General features: G+C 51.0%; 17 protein-coding genes and 3 tRNA genes. 18 read left to right on the forward strand and 2 right to left on the reverse strand.

The window, feature by feature from the left end; translation table 11 throughout:
* The 7 genes from KJ869_09895 to KJ869_09925 all read left to right on the forward strand — a co-directional run.
* Nucleotides 1-580: tetratricopeptide repeat protein (locus tag KJ869_09895; GenBank protein MBU1577500.1), on the forward strand; the 580-nt coding region annotated here is incomplete at its 5' end.
* Between the two features lie 198 nt (nt 581-778).
* Nucleotides 779-1,180, forward strand: coding sequence for a type II toxin-antitoxin system RelE/ParE family toxin (locus tag KJ869_09900; protein MBU1577501.1), 402 nt, complete (start codon nt 779-781; stop codon nt 1,178-1,180).
* On the forward strand, nt 1,155-1,436 hold the full coding sequence (locus tag KJ869_09905; protein ID MBU1577502.1) for a helix-turn-helix domain-containing protein: 282 nt from the start codon (nt 1,155-1,157) through the stop codon (nt 1,434-1,436). Before KJ869_09900 ends, KJ869_09905 begins: the two co-directional genes overlap by 26 nt.
* A 105-nt stretch (nt 1,437-1,541) precedes the next feature.
* Nucleotides 1,542-2,615 carry a flavodoxin-dependent (E)-4-hydroxy-3-methylbut-2-enyl-diphosphate synthase gene (ispG, locus tag KJ869_09910; GenBank protein ID MBU1577503.1) on the forward strand — a complete coding sequence of 358 codons (1,074 nt, stop codon included), beginning with the start codon at nt 1,542-1,544 and terminating at the stop codon, nt 2,613-2,615.
* Between the two features lie 197 nt (nt 2,616-2,812).
* Nucleotides 2,813-3,694, forward strand: coding sequence for a signal peptide peptidase SppA (gene sppA / locus KJ869_09915; protein ID MBU1577504.1), 882 nt, complete (start codon nt 2,813-2,815; stop codon nt 3,692-3,694).
* A 128-nt stretch (nt 3,695-3,822) separates the two neighbouring features.
* Nucleotides 3,823-3,897: transfer RNA gene (locus tag KJ869_09920), tRNA-Cys, on the forward strand.
* Nucleotides 3,898-4,075: 178 nt separating this feature from the next.
* Nucleotides 4,076-4,163 (forward strand) — tRNA-Leu (locus tag KJ869_09925).
* Between the two features lie 847 nt (nt 4,164-5,010).
* On the opposite strand, the gene KJ869_09930 is transcribed toward KJ869_09925, so the two are convergent.
* Nucleotides 5,011-5,086: transfer RNA gene (locus tag KJ869_09930), tRNA-Gly, on the reverse strand.
* A gap of 193 nt (nt 5,087-5,279) precedes the next feature.
* On the opposite strand from KJ869_09930, the gene KJ869_09935 reads away from it, so the two are divergent.
* The 7 genes from KJ869_09935 (at nt 5,280) to KJ869_09965 (ending at nt 12,570) form a co-directional block, all read left to right on the forward strand.
* A complete protein-coding gene (locus tag KJ869_09935; GenBank protein ID MBU1577505.1) occupies nt 5,280-5,483 on the forward strand; it encodes a 4Fe-4S binding protein in 204 nt (67 codons plus the stop codon).
* Between the two features lie 60 nt (nt 5,484-5,543).
* Nucleotides 5,544-6,800 (forward strand): 3-methyl-2-oxobutanoate dehydrogenase subunit VorB, encoded by a 1,257-nt coding sequence (gene vorB / locus KJ869_09940; protein ID MBU1577506.1) that lies wholly within the window; start codon nt 5,544-5,546, stop codon nt 6,798-6,800.
* The gene (locus KJ869_09945) at nt 6,800-7,555 is read left to right on the forward strand and encodes a 2-oxoglutarate oxidoreductase (GenBank protein ID MBU1577507.1); all 756 of its coding nucleotides are present in this window, start codon (nt 6,800-6,802) and stop codon (nt 7,553-7,555) included. The genes vorB and KJ869_09945 overlap by 1 nt, the downstream gene beginning before the upstream one ends.
* Nucleotides 7,555-8,091: a 2-oxoacid:acceptor oxidoreductase family protein gene (locus KJ869_09950; protein MBU1577508.1), complete on the forward strand. Its 537-nt coding sequence runs from the start codon at nt 7,555-7,557 to the stop codon at nt 8,089-8,091. Before KJ869_09945 ends, KJ869_09950 begins: the two co-directional genes overlap by 1 nt.
* A gap of 99 nt (nt 8,092-8,190) precedes the next feature.
* Complete coding sequence (locus KJ869_09955; GenBank protein ID MBU1577509.1) at nt 8,191-9,576, forward strand: tetratricopeptide repeat protein; 1,386 nt, start codon at nt 8,191-8,193, stop codon at nt 9,574-9,576.
* A gap of 19 nt (nt 9,577-9,595) precedes the next feature.
* Entirely contained in the window at nt 9,596-10,360 is a 765-nt protein-coding gene (locus tag KJ869_09960) for a hypothetical protein (protein ID MBU1577510.1), read from the forward strand.
* A gap of 836 nt (nt 10,361-11,196) precedes the next feature.
* Nucleotides 11,197-12,570, forward strand: coding sequence for a T9SS type A sorting domain-containing protein (locus KJ869_09965; GenBank protein MBU1577511.1), 1,374 nt, complete (start codon nt 11,197-11,199; stop codon nt 12,568-12,570).
* 55 nt (nt 12,571-12,625) lie between these two features.
* Here the strand turns inward: KJ869_09965 and KJ869_09970 are convergent, their stop codons facing one another.
* Nucleotides 12,626-13,147 (reverse strand): hypothetical protein, encoded by a 522-nt coding sequence (locus KJ869_09970; GenBank protein MBU1577512.1) that lies wholly within the window; start codon nt 13,145-13,147, stop codon nt 12,626-12,628.
* A 175-nt stretch (nt 13,148-13,322) separates the two neighbouring features.
* Between KJ869_09970 and pgsA the strand changes: the two genes are divergently transcribed.
* The 4 genes from pgsA (at nt 13,323) to thpR (ending at nt 16,602) form a co-directional block, all read left to right on the forward strand.
* Nucleotides 13,323-13,919, forward strand: coding sequence for a CDP-diacylglycerol--glycerol-3-phosphate 3-phosphatidyltransferase (gene pgsA, locus KJ869_09975; GenBank protein MBU1577513.1), 597 nt, complete (start codon nt 13,323-13,325; stop codon nt 13,917-13,919).
* A gap of 3 nt (nt 13,920-13,922) precedes the next feature.
* The gene (locus KJ869_09980; protein MBU1577514.1) at nt 13,923-14,438 is read left to right on the forward strand and encodes a phosphatidylglycerophosphatase A; all 516 of its coding nucleotides are present in this window, start codon (nt 13,923-13,925) and stop codon (nt 14,436-14,438) included.
* Between the two features lie 55 nt (nt 14,439-14,493).
* Nucleotides 14,494-15,729, forward strand: a complete 1,236-nt coding sequence (locus KJ869_09985; GenBank protein ID MBU1577515.1) for a competence/damage-inducible protein A — start codon at nt 14,494-14,496, stop codon at nt 15,727-15,729.
* 300 nt (nt 15,730-16,029) lie between these two features.
* Nucleotides 16,030-16,602: an RNA 2',3'-cyclic phosphodiesterase gene (gene thpR / locus KJ869_09990; protein ID MBU1577516.1), complete on the forward strand. Its 573-nt coding sequence runs from the start codon at nt 16,030-16,032 to the stop codon at nt 16,600-16,602.
* Nucleotides 16,603-16,624 lie beyond the last annotated feature (22 nt).

Genomic DNA, 16,624 nt, shown 5'->3' on the forward strand with positions numbered 1-16,624 from the left:
AAATATTAATGATGCAAAAAAATATTTTGAAAAAGCTTTAGATTTAGACCCAAAAAATATTACAATTATTGGATATAATGCAGATTTTTTATCAAAATATCTGAAAGAATATGAAAAAGCAGAGAAATTATATAGGAAGATATTAGAAGTCGAGCCAGTTAATGTGGAAATTATTGGCAATTATGCAAATGTCTTAATGGAAATAAATAAAAATTACGATCAAGCAGAGGAATTATATAAGAAGATATTGGATATTGACCCTACCCATTGTAATACTCTTGGAAATTATGCACGTTTGTTGTTATGGAAGGGCAACATGGAAAAGGCCAAAGAATACATAGAAAAAGCTTTCGCAAGTAACAAAGAAAACCAAGATTTAATGTGTGAATTATGGTTTTATCGTTATGCGCATTTTCCCGAATATTATGAAATAGGGAAACAAAAATTAGAAGAACTAATTAATGCAGGCGTAAAATCTATTGGGTGGAATTTAAAGCCAAATATTGAAATTGCTAAAAAGGCTGGACACCCAGAAATAGAAACGTTAGAAAAATTCGCAAAGCAAATAACAGAACCATAGATTAAAAATTCCTTGTCTAATACTTAAAAGCCCCCTTCCCAAGGGGGCCTTTTTTATTTCCCGCACCTATTCTAAAAATATTTCAATAAATCTTCATTTGGGTCATTGACGAAAATTTGCCAAATAGACTATTATTAGTAAAACAAACCCAAAATAATTAATAAATACATCTTGACAATACATCACAATTGATGTAGAATGAAAAAGACTTGGAAGATCATTTATTACGAGACGGAAGGCGGGGAATCCCGGATAGAAGACTTTATAAAAGCCCTTCCGCCCAGAAGCCGGGCAAAGGTCATGAGTTTTATCGGTCTGCTGGAGGAACGCGGACCCGATCTGCCCAGGCCCTATGCCGACCTGCTGAAAGACGGCATTCACGAATTGAGGATAAAGGTCACCGGCAATCAGTACCGTTTTTTGTATTTCTTTTGTTTCCGGGATTATATCGTTTTAACCCATGCAATACGTAAAAATTCCGACCGGGTGCCTGCCGGGGAAATAAAGGCGGCTGTGGGCATCAGGTGTGATTTTCTTAAGAGGTACAGCCTGAAAAAGCTACAGGAGGAGTTCAATGAAGACATTTCAAAAGCATCTTAAAAAGGAGATGCAAAATAAAAAATTTACCAAGGCATACCGGGAAGAAAAGGAATTGGCGGAATTGGCCGTTAAGATAGCAGAAACCAGAACTGCATATCATTTGACCCAAAGGGAACTGGCATCTAAGGCCCATATAACCCAGCAGCAGTTATCCAAGGTCGAGAACGGCGAGAACTGCTATATGACAACCCTGCTTAAAATATTCAGGGCATTGGATCTGGATTTTTCACTTTGCTCTGCCGGCCGTAAAATATAGCCGTTCATAACCGGTCAATCGATGGATATTGCGGCCCCCTTCTATAAGGGGGGCATTTTTATTCCCCTATTGCATTTTCCCTAACTATTTGCGATAATACCCCAAATGCCAGAAAAGATACAAAATACCTATCCCCGCCGTAAATCCCAGCCAGTCAAGGTGGGGAATATCGTCATCGGCGGCAGTGCCCCGGTGTCCATCCAGTCCATGACCAACACCGATCCCTGCAACGTCAGGGCCACTTTGGCCCAGATAAAAAAATTAGAGAAGGCCGGGTGCCAGATCATCCGCCTGGCGGTGCCGGATAAAAAGTCCGCCACCGCTCTGGCCCGTATCCGGCAGGGCACCAAAATGCCCTTGGTGGCCGATATCCATTTCGACCACCGCCTGGCCCTGATGGCCCTGGATGCCGGGGTGGACAAACTGCGCATCAACCCCGGGAACATCGGCTCTCAAGATAAGATCAGACAGGTGGTCAAGGCTGCGGCCGGTAAAAAGGTTCCCATCCGCATCGGGGTCAATGCCGGCTCGCTGGAGAAGGATATTCTGACCCGGGACGGCCATCCCACCGCCCGGGGCATGGTAGCCAGCGCCCTGCGCCATGTTCAGATACTGGAGGACCTGGGATTCGACGATATCGTCATCTCGCTCAAAGGCACGGACGTGCCCATGACCATCGAGGCCTATAGAAAAATATCCAAAATGATTCCCTATCCTTTGCACCTGGGCATCACCGAAGCCGGGACCCCGGCGGCCGGTGCCATCCGTTCGGCGGTGGGCATCGGGACCCTTTTGGCCGAGGGCATCGGGGACACCATCCGAGTATCGCTATCAGGCGATCCGGCCCGGGAGATCCCGGTGGCCCGGGAGATCGTTCAGTCATTGGGGCTGGGAACCTTCGGCCCGGTGGTCCATGCCTGCCCCACCTGCGGCCGCTGCAAGATAGACGTGGCCAGGATCGCTGCTCAGGTGGAGAGGAGAATCGCCGGGATAAAAAAACCGCTAAAAGTGGCGGTGATGGGCTGTGTGGTCAACGGGCCGGGCGAGGCCCGGGAGGCCGACCTGGGGATCGCCGGCGGCGACGGTCTGGGCCTGCTGTTCCAAAAGGGAAAGATCATAGCCAAGGTCAAAGAAAAGGATATGGTGAACCAATTGGTATCGTTAGCCAAAAAAATGTAAACACATATTTTTTTAGGACACGGATAAACACTGATTTACTAATCATGTACCAAACAGGAGATACTCCACATAAGTTTAAAGTTAAAATTCAAAGAACAATAACCTTTGTGTCTTGGTGTCTTTGTGGTTTAATTAGGTCAGTTAAATCTGCGTCCAATAAATTCCGGTTAATCCGGTTTAGTAATCAGGAGTAATTTATGAAGAAAAAAGGGATTTTCATAACCTTGATCGTGGCCGCGGTGCTGATGGTCGTCGTCATCTTCGTCGGCGCCATCGTGATGGCGGTGTCCGACAACAGCGCCATGGATATCTCCTACGGAAAATCGGTGGGGCTGGTGGAGATCGTCGGGCCGATAGTCTCATCCGAAAACGCCGTGCGGATGATAAAGAAATACCGCGACAACAACTCCGTCAAGGCCATCGTGATCCGGCTGGAGACGCCGGGCGGCGGAGTGGCCGCTTCCCAGGAGATATATGAGGCTATCAAAACGGCCAGGGAAAAGAAGCCGGTGGTCTGCTCCATGGGCGAGGTGGCGGCCTCCGGCGGGTATTATATAGCCTGCGGCTGCGATTCCATCGTGGCCAATCCCGGCAGCCTCACCGGCTCCATCGGGGTCATTTTAAGCTACGCCGTGGTGGAGGAACTGTTCAGGAAGATCGGCATCAGCTATGAGGTGATCAAGGCCGGAGCGGTAAAGGATATGGGCTCGCCCTTCCGCCAGATGTCTCCCCAGGAGAGGGCGTTATTGCAGGCCACCATAGACGACGTGCATCTGCAGTTTATGGAAGCGGTGTCGGAGGGCCGCAGCATCCCGCTGGACTCGGTAAAATTGTTTGCCGATGGCAGGGTTCTCTCCGGACGGCAGGCCTATCAGCTTAAACTGGTTGACAGGCTGGGAACCCAGGACGATGCAGTGATAATGGCCGGTAACATGGCCGGGCTTAAGGAAACCCCCAAGGTGATCAAGGAGAGGAAACGCCGTCCCTCGATATTCGACCTGCTGGCCGAAAGCGCCGAGACCCTGTCCAACTTGAATAGATCAGCCCAGACCAAACTGGAGTATCGGCTGGGGAATTAGGCTGAAAAGGGATTTTCTTGACAGGCGGGGCCGAAAACTGGTAAAATTGGTTTATTGATATTTGGGGCGGCCCTTCAGTAGCAAGGCAAAGGGCCGGGCTCAGGACAGGGAAGCAATAACATTAGTAAGGCGGCTTAGCCAAGTGGTAAGGCGACGGTCTGCAAAACCGTTATTCAGCGGTTCGAACCCGCTAGCCGCCTCCAGTTAAGGAACTTATTCAGAGTGGGTCATTCCCGTCCCGCATCACAGTGCGAGATAAACTCCGGCGGGCCTGTCCGCCGCAGTTCGCCGATGGCGAACGAAGGAGGAAATCCATATCCCATCTGGATACCTGCTTCCGCAGGTATGACAAAAGGCAATCAAAGAAGTGCTACACATTATGCCGGGGTGGCGGAACTGGTAGACGCAAGGGACTTAAAATCCCTCGTTCCTCAAGAACGTGTCGGTTCGATTCCGACCCTCGGTACCAGTACAAGGCAGGACTGCTGAAAAGCAGCCTGCCTTTTTGATTTTATTTTTGCCGCTAAAATTACTTTCCCGCTTTCTCTTATAACACCTCTCCCCTACCCCTCTCCTAAAGCATTAGGAGAGGGAAGGGTGAGGTCGAAAGTTTTAGGGGGCGGCAAACTAACGTAATTAATAATAATATGTCTTCACCCCGCTGTTTTATTATCACCAAGACTATTATGCCAGTAACGCCGACCGTAGCCGCCCCCTAAGACCCAGCTTAACCTGTAAATTCTTACAGGTTAAGTTAAGTGGACCAGGCGTCCAAATGGGGTCCGGGGACACAGTGCGAATAACTGCGGGAAACAATATAAAAACGATCACTGCTTCGCAGCGTGTGCTCTTTTCATTAAATTATTGTTGTTTATATAAGCGGTTCATTAATCTTTTAGCCCTGTGCCCCCGGCGGGTCTTTCGCCCTTTCTGCCCGGACAGAAAGGGCAGAGGGATAAAAAATCCATCAAATTTGCCCTCATAAAGATAATTCGAAAAAACTGTAGATAGGCAATAAAAAAGGACAGGCTTTAAAAGCCTGTCCTGTAATTATCTGGAGCGGGCGACCCCGATTGGCAATTAAAAAGCCCCGGATGTTATCGGGGCGGGGATGTCACAAATCTGGAGCGGGCGATGGGATTTTCCGCCGGCAGAGAAATAGTAGCCCTATCGACGGCGGATGCGCCGTTGAATTGCTGTCGTGTTTTACGGCCGGCGCAGAACCCACGCATCAATGGAACTAAGCAAGACAGCGATCGAGCCGGATCAGCCAAATAAAAAAGCCCCGTTAAAACAGGGCTGATTTATTATAAAAATGGAGCGGGCGATGGGATTCGAACCCACGACGTCTACCTTGGCAAGGTAGCACTCTAGCCACTGAGTTACGCCCGCAAACAGTGGTAATTATATATAAATATCCGGCGGGTGTCAAGGGTTTTGTTATATACCGCAAATCACGAAGCAGGTTTAGCCATAAACTTTATGGGTTTATTTCCCTTGAAAATATTCCCCGATTCTGATACAATAAATGAACCTCATTTCCAGCCAAATAAAATCCTTAATATATAATTTCAGGAGGTCCACTATGCCAGAAATCAGGGTCGATGAGACCCGCTGCAAAGGATGTGAGCTATGCACTAAGGCCTGCCCCAAAAGCTGCATAGAGATGTCCGACACCTTCAGCGTTACCGGCTATTACCCGGCCAAACTGGCCAAAACGGATTGCTGCATAGGCTGCGGTCTGTGCGCCCAAATATGCCCCGACCTGGCCATTGCGGTGTGGAAGTAAAGCATTATCATTCTTTATCCACGCCTTTTCTGTTTAAGCTAAACTTTTAGGAGAAAATAAATGGGTGAAAAGATCTTAATGAAGGGCAATGAAGCCCTGGCCGAGGGCGCGGTCCTGGCCGGATGCCGCTTCTTTTCCGGGTATCCCATCACTCCGCAGAACGAGGTGCCGGAGTATATGTCCTGGCGCCTTCCCGAAGCGGGGGGGATTTTTATCCAGGCTGAATCCGAGGTGTCAGCCATCAATATGATCTACGGAGCTGCGGCTACCGGGATCCGCACCATGACCTCGTCCTCCAGCCCGGGCATCAGCCTCAAGCAGGAGGGCATCTCCTACTGCGCCGGGGCCGACCTGCCGATATTCTTCGCCAATGTGGTCCGGGGCGGTCCGGGGCTGGGCAACATTGCCGCCTCGCAGGGAGACTACAACCAGTCGGTCAAGGGAGGAGGCCACGGGGATTACCACACCATCGTGCTGGCCCCGAATTCGGTGGACGAGATGGGCAACTTTCCCAAGAGATGCTACGAGCTGGCCGAGAAATACCGGATGCCGGCCATGATCCTGGCCGACGGCATCCTGGGACAGATGATGGAGCCGGTGGAGTTCAAGTTCCAGCCGGTGGATCCGGCAACTTTAAAGAAGCCCGATTGGTCCTTGGGCAACGCCGCCGGGAGAAAGAAAAGAATCGTCCGTTCCTACGACCTGCGGGAGGGCGAATTGGAGAAAATGAACTGGGCTCGGGCCAAGAAGTTCCAGGAGATCGAGGACCGGGAGGTTCTGTTCGAGGAAAAGAATACCGCCGATGCCCAGCTGGTGCTGGTGGCCTACGGCACCTCATCCCGCATTGCTGCCTCTGCCATGAAGATGGCCCGCGATAAGGGCCTGAAGGTCGGTTTATTCCGGCCCATTACCCTGTGGCCGTTCCCCAAGAAACAGCTGGCCAAAATGGCCCAAAGGGTCAAGAATTTCCTGGTGGTGGAGATGAGCCAGGGCCAGTTCGTGGACGACGTCCGCCTGGCCATCAATGGCACCGCCCAGGTCGATCTCTACGCCCGGCCGGCCGGGATCCCCTCGGGTGAGGAAGTGTTTGCCGTGGTAGAGAAGCTTTACAAGAGCATCAAACCGGCGATTGCGATTAAAATAGTTGAAAAGACCAAACAGGTTAAAAAAGTCAAACAGACGAAAAAAGCCAAGGCCCCCAAAAAGGCCAAACCAACAAAGAAGCCCAAGCCTGTTAAAAAAACCCAGCCGGTCAAAAAGAAAACAGTAAAAATAAAGGCTGCCAAAAAATCGACCAAGAAAGGAGGGCGTAGATAATGGAGTTGATCAATAAAAAGCCATCCAGTCTGGTCGACATTAAAATGCATTACTGCCCGGGCTGCGGCCACGGGATAGTGCACCGCCTTATCGCCGAAGTGATGGACGAACTGGGCATCCGGGAAAGGACCGTGGGGGTGGCCCCGGTGGGCTGCGCGGTGTTCTCCGACGATTATTTCAACTGCGACATGATCCAGGGGCCGCACGGCCGCGGGCCGGCCATCGCCACCGGCATCAAGCGTTCCCAGCCCGGCTGTATCGTGTTCTCCTACCAGGGGGACGGCGATCTGGCCTCCATCGGGATGGCCGAGACGGTCCATTCGGCGGCTCGCTCCGAGAACATCACCATCATCTTCATTAACAATGCCATCTATGGCATGACCGGCGGACAGATGGCCCCCACCACTCTGATGGGCCAGCCGGCCACCACCTGTCCCAAGGGGCGCGATGCCAAGGTCAACGGCTACCCCATCAAGGTCTGCGAACTGCTGTCCCAGCTGGAAGGCGCCAGGTATCTGGAGCGGACCTCGGTCAGCAGCGCCCAGGGGGTGATCAAGACCAAGAGGGCTATCAAAAAGGCCTTTCAGAATCAGGTCGAGGGAAAAGGCTTCTCGCTGGTCGAGATCCTGTCCATGTGCCCCACCAACTGGGGGATGAACTCCCTGCAGGGCGTTAAATTCGTGGACGAAAAGATGATGCCGGTGTATCCGCTGGGCGTATTCCGCTCGACGGAGCAGGAAGGAGGGCAGAGATAATGTATCAAGGAATTAGAATCTCGGGTTTCGGCGGCCAGGGCGTGATCTCGGCCGGCATTCTGCTGGCCCAAGCCGGGCTGCTGGAGAACAAGAACGTCTCCTGGTTTCCGGCCTACGGGGCCGAGATGCGCGGCGGCACCGCCAATTGCTCGGTGGTCATCGCCTCCGAGGAGGTGTCCAGTCCGGTGGTCTCCCGTCCTGACACCGTCATCGTGATGAACGAGCCTTCGCTGGCCAAGTTCGAGCCATTGATAAAACCCGGCGGATTGCTGATCATCAACAGTTCGCTGGTAAATTCCAGGCCCAAGCGGACCGACATCAAGGTGGCCTATGTGCCCTGCAACAAGATCGCCGAGGAGATCGGGACCACCAAGATTGCCAACATGGTGGCCCTGGGCGCTTATGCCGGACTGACCGGGGCGGTATCGGTCGATTCCATCGTCAAGGCTCTCGACAAGGTGTTCAAGCGGGCAAAACCGGAGATGCTGGAGCTTAATGTCAAGGCCCTAAAAAAAGGCGCGGAAACAAAGATCTAGGATATATTCACCCAAACAGGCGGGCCTTATAGCCCGCTTGTTTTATATTATTTGAAAAGAATGTCAAAATATAACATAGATACGATCGCCATTTTGGAAATGCCGGGTCCCCGACCGGGGCAAATTTCGTATTATCCCTTCTCGCTACATTCCAAAAGGGCCTCAATATTTACAATAACCGGCCAGTGGACCCAGGCTGAGGAGACTAATTACAGCAATCTGAGCGCGGCCAGGCAAGCCCAAAGTCCCAAAGAAATCGTCGCTGGAGCCAATCAGCTGGGGTTTATCCTATTGCAGAGGGGTAAATACCAGGAGGCCTTGCCGCTGTTCCTGGAGGCAATAGCGATCTCTGAAAAATCCGGCCTGAAACATGTAAACCATGACGCCATGGGGAACCTGGGCACATTGTACCGCAACCAAGGGGACTATGCCGAAGCCCAGAAATATTTTGATCTGACCAAACAGCAGGCCCGGGCTCAGGGCAATGACCATTCCCTGAGCATCGTCCTAGGCAATCAGGGACTGATGTACTGGTATCAAGGCCTGCATGAGAAGGCCATGGACTGTTATAATCAGAAACTGTCAATTGATGAGAAGATAGGAAATCTTTATCTGCTGGGAACCGATTATGGTAATATCGGAGGTGTCCATTTTTCTCGGGGAGATTTTGTACAGGCCGAAAATTGCTATCAAAAACAGATCTCTCTGGCCCGCCAGATAGGCGATAAGTATTCCCTGAGGGTGGCCCTGAACAACCTGGCCGGGATCTATGATAATCAGGAGAACTACCAAAAAGCTCTGGACTGCTATCAGACCAGCCTGAAGATAGCCCGGGAGCTGGGCAACCTGGCCGGGGAGAGGGTGGTGCTGAATAATCTGGGGATCCTTCTATCATACCAAGGAGAATATGCCCAAGCCCTGAAATATGCCACCCAGAGCCTGGGGCTGGCCAGGGGTTTGGGGGACAGGCGGGGCGAGGCGATCGTGATGATGACTTTGGGGATCATTTATAAAACTAAAGGTGGCAATGCAGAGGCCCTAGATCAGTATAAAAGGGCGGAATCTATTTTCGTGGAATTATCGTTAAAAGAATATTTATGCGAATGCCAGGCATTAATAGCGACGGCTTTGCTGGATGCCGAGAGGGCGGATCTATCGTTGGATTACTCTCGAACAGCTTCGGCCGCAGCGGTTCAATCAGGAAATAGTGAAATTATTGTCAGATGTAAAATTATTGAGACCAGAGCGGGGTTTTTAAAAGGCGGCCAAATGACGCCGGAGAAAGCTACCATAGGTTTATTGGAGATGCTGCCTTCCTGCCCGAAAAAAATGGAGGTTGAACTGAACATTCTGCTTTTCGAGATTACCCATGAACCTAAATACCGTCAAGCTGCTTTGGATGCTATTCATTCCCGGCCCAACTGGCAGTTTCGGAAGGATTATCGGGAGTGGGTGAAGGAGCTGGAAAATATTTCTTTGAAATAATGTCGAAAAGGATCTGAGCATGTCCGAAAATAAACTGCCGAGAGAGCAGATCATTCAGGCCGTAGTAGATGCTTTGGAACCATTGAATTATGTTCATACCCTGTGGCAGGGCGGGGCGGCGGCCTTTGGCCGGGTGGATCGGTGGAGCGATATAGACTTTATGGTCATCGCCGACCGGGAATCCATCCCTCGGGTCTTCCAGGTCGCCGAAGCGACCATCGAAAAGCTGGCCGGGTTCGACCTGATCTTCGATGTGCCCCAGCCCACCTCCCACGGCTTCTTTCAGAAATTTTACCGGTTGAGGCAGGCCAGCCCGTTTCTGCTGATAGATCTGGCGGTGGGCGAGCTGGAGAAGCCGGATAAGTTCCTGGAGCCGGAGATCCACGGCCACCCCATCGTCCATTTCGACCGGAAGGACATCATTGCCTCCCAGCCGCTGGACAGGGAGAAATTCAAAGAAAATATGAAAATAGCGTTGGGGCGGGCCAAGGTTCGTTTTGACATTTTTCAATTGTTCTTTGACAAGGAATATAACCGGAGCAATTACCTGGATGCCTTTGATTTCTATTACAACTTCGCCATCGGCGGGCTGCTATCGGTCCTGCGGATGAAGCATTCACCGTATCATTACACCTTCCGATCTAAGTATGCCAATTACGACCTGCCGCCGGAGGTGGTACTAAGGTTGGAGGATCTCTATTTTGTCAAAGGCCCGGAGGATATGAAGGCCAAATACCAACAGGTGAAGGATTGGTTCGCCGAGGCAGTATCCGAGGTAGAATAAAATAAATTTTACTGTTGACATTCAGATAGGGTGGGATTATACTTCAGGCGCCGATAATAAGGAGCCTGATGATCCCATCCTTTAATTATTTTAAGGAGGCGGGTATGAAAAGATCATGGTTGGTCTCTTTTGCGTTGCTTTTCTGCTGGACATGCCTTTTAGCCGCTCCGGCTAAAAAGGGCATATCCTTTGAAGGAGCTTCCGGTCAAACAACATTTGTGAAATCACCGGCCGCAAAGGCTCCGGCCGGGATGGTGACCATCGGGCCCATGGGCTATGCCGATGCCTGGCGAACTATAGCCCCAAGCTACGCTAAAAGCATAGTTTCCAGCAAGAGCGGAGACTCCTTGATGCTGCTGTATTCGCAGTACAGCGGTTCTGGGGGAACCCCGTCTAACCTAACTTTTGCTTATTCAACAGATGAAGGGCAATTTTGGAATAACCAAACTATTGTATCGAACAGAAGCTCACGTACATATTCCGCATTGGCTGCGGATTTTTTCTTTACACCGTATCTGATATGGGCGGACAGAATTACTATTGCACCTTGGCCAATATGTATTAGTTACGATTCGGGTGGGTTCACTTCGGGGATATGGAGCACTCCTGTGAATCTTACCGATTCAGGGGCATTTTATCTGCCTACGCTGTCAATTTTTGATGATGGATCTGATTTCCGGCTGATTTGCAGTGCAGTTTCGTCTTCTGTAGCCTTTGGAGGCGATGCCGGAATATTTATGGCTTTAACAACGGATAGAAGTTTAGGGGCATGGGATCCTCCATGGGATATTTCGTTCCCTTGGGGTTGGAAGGAATGGTATACCTGCCCTTATGACTTGGGCAATGCTGACTGGATATTCTCACCCAGCGGGGATACGGTCTTCGCATTTTGGGAAGAAGAGGATACCATCACATACAATTACCGGCCCATGTATAGGATATCCACCGACGGCGGAATCAACTGGGGGATCGCGAATATTTTGACCGTTTCAGGCAGCGATGCCAACGGACATCCTTATCAGTATACTGACGGTGGCTGGTGGTACCGTTACGACGGATGCTGGGCGGGGGACAGGCCGCACCTGCTTTATGGCCATTCCGACGGGGTGTGGAACGGTTTGGCTCTGTTTGAATATCATCCCACGATGGCGGGTGATTTTTCCCAATGGACCTGCACCCGCATCTCCGAGATCCCGGGCAACCTGGCCGGGGTGACGCCCGGCGACCTGGTGGGTTCTTACGCCGATTACCCGTCCATCAGTTATGACCAATACGGCAATATCTTTGCAACCTATGTGGGCTATTCCCAGAATTCTAATACCACCACAGATATCATCGGAGTGGCCTCCACCGACGGCGGCAACACCTGGCTGCAACATGTCTACCTGACCAACTCTGGCGCCACCTACGATTACAGCTTTGTCGAAGCGGCCGAATATACCGGCGGGGACAAGCTGCATATCCTGGCCCCGCCCGCCGCGATGGACAGCCTGTATTACCTGACTGTTCCCACCGCCACCCTGCTGGCAGCCCCTGCCAGGCCGCGGGAGATCGACCTTCCCAACCTGCTGTGCGGCACTGCCGAGGGTGGAGTGGGCGGCCCGATCGATGCGGTGATGGACACCGTCAACAACGACACCCTGCATTTTATATGGGGGCCTATGATTGGTATCAATGGCCAGTATGAATTGACAATTTCCAAAACACCAAATTGGGCTAATGCTGCCGGCAACTATGATTATATATCGTGGTGCAACACCAATTACACACCGCCAGTGATCGGTTTACCCCAGGCAGGCGTGGTATGGTATTACAAGGTCAGATCTCATTATGGAGGAGAGAATTCACCCTGGAGTCAAGTGTACGACTTTTTCTACAACGGCACCGCCATCAACACCATAGACTGGTTATCTCCGTCAGGCGTAGCCGGCAAGCCGGGCACCGTGGTTCAGCCCTTCGTGCTGAACCAGAACCGGCCCAACCCGGTGAGCGGCAACACCGCGATATCCTTCAGCCTGCCCAGAGCCGGGGACTACAGCCTCAAGGTCTACAACGTGGCCGGACAGGTTGTCAGCATCGTCAACGGCCGTGGTGACGCGGGCAACAATACCGTCAACTGGAACAGCCGGGCTGTCTCCAACGGCGTTTACTTCTATCAGTTAAACGCCGCCGGCAGCACCGCCGTTAAAAAGATGGTGGTCATAAAATAAAAGAAAAATAAAAAAGGGCGCTGATGTCAGCGCCCTTTTTCTGTTCTGTCCGGAATTACTTCCGGCCCTTGCCGGATTTCTTGTTATCTTTGTCTTTCTTGTCCTTGTCGTCTTTCTTGTCCTGCTTTTCTTCTTTGATTTCTTTTTTAATTCCCTTCTGGTCCTGTTTTTTATCCCAGCGTTTTTCCTTTTCCCATTGCTTCCAGTTCTTATTCATATCCTGATGTTTGATGCCGGAATGGGCCGTGGCCATTTTGCGCCACTCGGGTGAGAGCTTGAAAAACGGTGCCGGAACATATTTGTTCTTCCGATATTTCCAAGGGCCGTTGTAATGATGGGCCCGATACCAGCGGTTGTGATGGAACCTCCACCAGTAACCGCCATGGAAGAAGTAATCGTGCTCGTAACCGTAGATGAAATAGATGTAGGTCCCGGGGATGACCGCCATCACCGGCTCCTCCTTGATCTGCACCAGTGGTAGGTTGATGTTGATTTTCACTTTAGTGTCGGCCATCAGTCGTGGCGTCCAAAGCGAGCTAAACATCAATAAGGCAATAAGGGCTAATTTTGTTTTCATTTCCGTTCTCCTTTCTATTTACAATGATAACCAGTGGATATGCTTTTGTCAAGCCTTTGTTGAATAAAGATTAGAGTACCTGGCCGGGAATCAGGTTCCTGGGCTATCCTTAAAAAATTGGCTAACTTTATTGTTTGACATAGCTTGCAAAATCTGATAAATTTATGACATGATAATGAATTTGCCCAATATTCTCACCCTGAGCCGGCTGGTTATCAGCCCGATCTTCATGGCCCTGCTTTTGATGGACAACGTTTACTCGCGATTGGGGGCCCTGATCCTTTTTATCCTGGCTTCGGTAACCGACCTGCTGGACGGGTATCTGGCCCGGAAAAACGGCCAGCAAACCGATTTCGGCAAGTTTATGGACCCGGTGGCGGACAAGTTCCTGATCGCCCTGGCCCTAGTATCATTCGTGGCTTTAAAGGAAGCCAGCACCTGGATGGTGATGATCATCATTGGGCGGGAGTTCCTGATAATGGGACTGCGGACCCTGGTGGCCTACCGCCGCGAGGTGATGGAGTCCAGTTTTCTGGCCAAGATCAAGACCTTCAGCCAGATGGCCTCGGTGTTCGGGATCCTGCTGTATATATGCCTCAATGATTGCGTGGATGCGGGTTTTATTAGCATCTCCTGGCAGTTTCTGGCCGATTTGAAATTCTCTTTCGATGTCCTGCTGTTCCTGTCCATGCTTTTAACCCTACTGTCTGGTGTGGATTATGTGATCAAGAACCGCTGGCTGATATTGGGGCTTTTCAAGGACAATATGTAAAAAATGAGAATAATAAAAGATAAAATCGCCTTGATATTGGCCACCGGTTTTGGCTCGGGATATTCCCCGGTGGCTCCGGGCACTGCCGGGAGCCTGTTGGCTCTTGTCATCTGGTGGCTGGCGCCGCCTTTTTTGTGGCTGAGGGCATCATTGTTGGTTCTGTCACTATTCTTTGGGGTCTGGTCGGCGACCCAGGCCGAGAAAAAATGGGGGCATGACAACGGGAAGATCGTGATAGACGAAGTGGCCGGGATGTGGATCACGCTGTTGTTTCTGCCCAAGCTGTTTCTGGTATATCTGATAGCTTTCCTGCTGTTCCGGGCCATGGACATAATAAAGCCGCTGGGCGCCAGGCAGATCCAAAAACTTCCCGGCGGTTGGGGGGTGGTGGCCGATGATGTGCTGGCCGGGATCTATGCCAATATCCTATGCCAGATCGTGGTGATGATATTCTGGCCGGCTAATAATGTCCCATTGAAAATGCTGGCCGCTGCCATAAATAAGTTATTTAACTTATAAACGGACCACCCCTTTGATCCCCTCCTTGATCAAGTAGGGAGAAATTTATGATACTATGAAAGCCTCCATAATCACCATAGGCAACGAGATACTTTCCGGGATGACCATAGATACCAATTCGTCATATCTGGCCAAGGAACTGGGAACGATAGGTATTCCGGTGATTCTCAATATCTCCGTTGGGGACAGGGCCATTGATATTAAACAGGCTTTCAAACAGGCCCTGGCCGGGTCGGATATCGTTCTTTGTGCCGGGGGGCTGGGGCCGACCAGTGACGATATCACCAAGAAAGTTGCGGCAAAATTCTTTGGATTGAAACTCAAACTCGATAAAAAAACTTTGGAGCATATCCGATCCCGTTTTGCCAAGCGGGGAATAGAGATGCCGGTCTGCAACCGCGGGCAGGCTATGGTACCCGACAAGGCCGAGGCGCTGTTCAACCCCGAAGGGACCGCCCCGGGTTTGTTGTTCAAAAGAAGGAAAAAGATATTGGCCCTTTTGCCCGGCGTGCCCCGCGAAATGAAGACCATCTTTGCCGGGTCTCTGAAAGAAAGGCTGAATGCCTTGAGTTGTGGGATGAATATCCGGACGCTGACTGTAAGGACAACCGGAATTTCCGAGTCGGCCATCGCTGAAAAGTTGGTCCCATTCGAAAAAGGACTGGCCAAAGGTACTCTGGCATTTTTGCCAACGCACCTCGGCGTGGATCTAAGGCTTGCCATCTCGGGGAAGGCCGTGATAGCCATAGATAAAAAACTGAACGACCTATCAGCAAAGGTCTCCGGCCTGTTGGGGCAGGTCATATATGGAAAAGGCGACGAAACTATGGAAGATGTTGTCGGCCGCCTGCTGAAAGAAAAGAAGCTGACCCTGACCACCGCCGAATCCTGTTCAGGAGGGTTGATAGCAGATAGGATAACCAATATTTCAGGCTCCTCGGATTATTATCTGGGCTCGGTGGTTGCCTACAGCAATGTCCTTAAAGAGAAGATGTTGGGTGTGAAATCCCAGACCCTGCGTTTGCACGGTGCGGTCAGCAAAGAGACGGCGATAGAGATGGCCAATGGTGTGCGGGGCAGGCTGGGCAGCGATCTGGGGCTGGCCATCACCGGCATAGCCGGACCGGGCGGTGGGACCGATAAGAAGCCTGTCGGCCTAGTGTTCATGGCCCTGGCCGGGCCCAAGGGGACGATGGCGGAGGAGAAAAGGTTTTTGGACCAACGCCGGCATATCAAGGAATCGGCCGCTCAGGCGGCGCTGAATATGCTGAGGTTATACTTGTTGAAATAAATATCATTGCCAACGTCATTCTGAGCCTGACTATATGCTGTGCTAACCGAAGAATCTAATGTCACACATTCGGCTTGTAAAATGAATGCAGTTCTCAGTGTGACCGACCTTTATGTCACCACTTCGGCAGCATCATAATAGCTAACCTCAGTGCAGGCGCGGAGCCAAGCAGCGTGCCGAGCAAGTCGAACGGGTGATGTTCTGGATTCGGCAAGATACCTTTCTGCTGAAGAATCTACGGTCACACATTCGGTTTGTGTAATAATGGCAATACTCAGTGTGACAAATAATATCCATGATATGAACACACAGAAAACAGTCCGCTGTTTCATCGCTCTGGAACTGCCGCCCGATACACAATCCATGCTGGGGGGCATTATCGGACAGTTGAAAACTTCCGGGGCCGATGTCAAATGGGTGGATCCGGCCAACATCCATCTGACCCTTAAATTCCTGGGCGAGATCCCTGAAGCCGGCGTTTTGCGAACCGGGCTGGCGCTCAATACCCTGAAGGGAAAATTAAAAGCCATAGATTCCGGCTTGGGCGTTCTGGGAGCCTTCCCATCGGTGGACAGGCCGAAGGTGATCTGGGCGGGGCTGTCGCAGGGCGCGGAAGAGATTAAGGAAATCTACAGAGAAGTGGAGAGATTAACGGCCGATATCTCCGAAGAAAATAAAGGCCGGGAGTTCAACCCTCATTTGACTTTGGGCAGGGTTCGTTCGGACAAGAATCTGCAGCAGTTGAAAGAAGCAATAAAACAAGCTGACATTCTCCAAAAGGGTTTTGAATTCAATCGCCTGGTATTGATGAAAAGCACCCTGACTCGGGAAGGGGCGATATATTCTGAGTTGAATGGAGTAGAGTTGGTTTGAACCACCAAGGCACAAAGACATA

Source organism: Candidatus Edwardsbacteria bacterium (assembly GCA_018821925.1).
GTDB lineage: Bacteria > Edwardsbacteria > AC1 > AC1 > EtOH8 > UBA2226.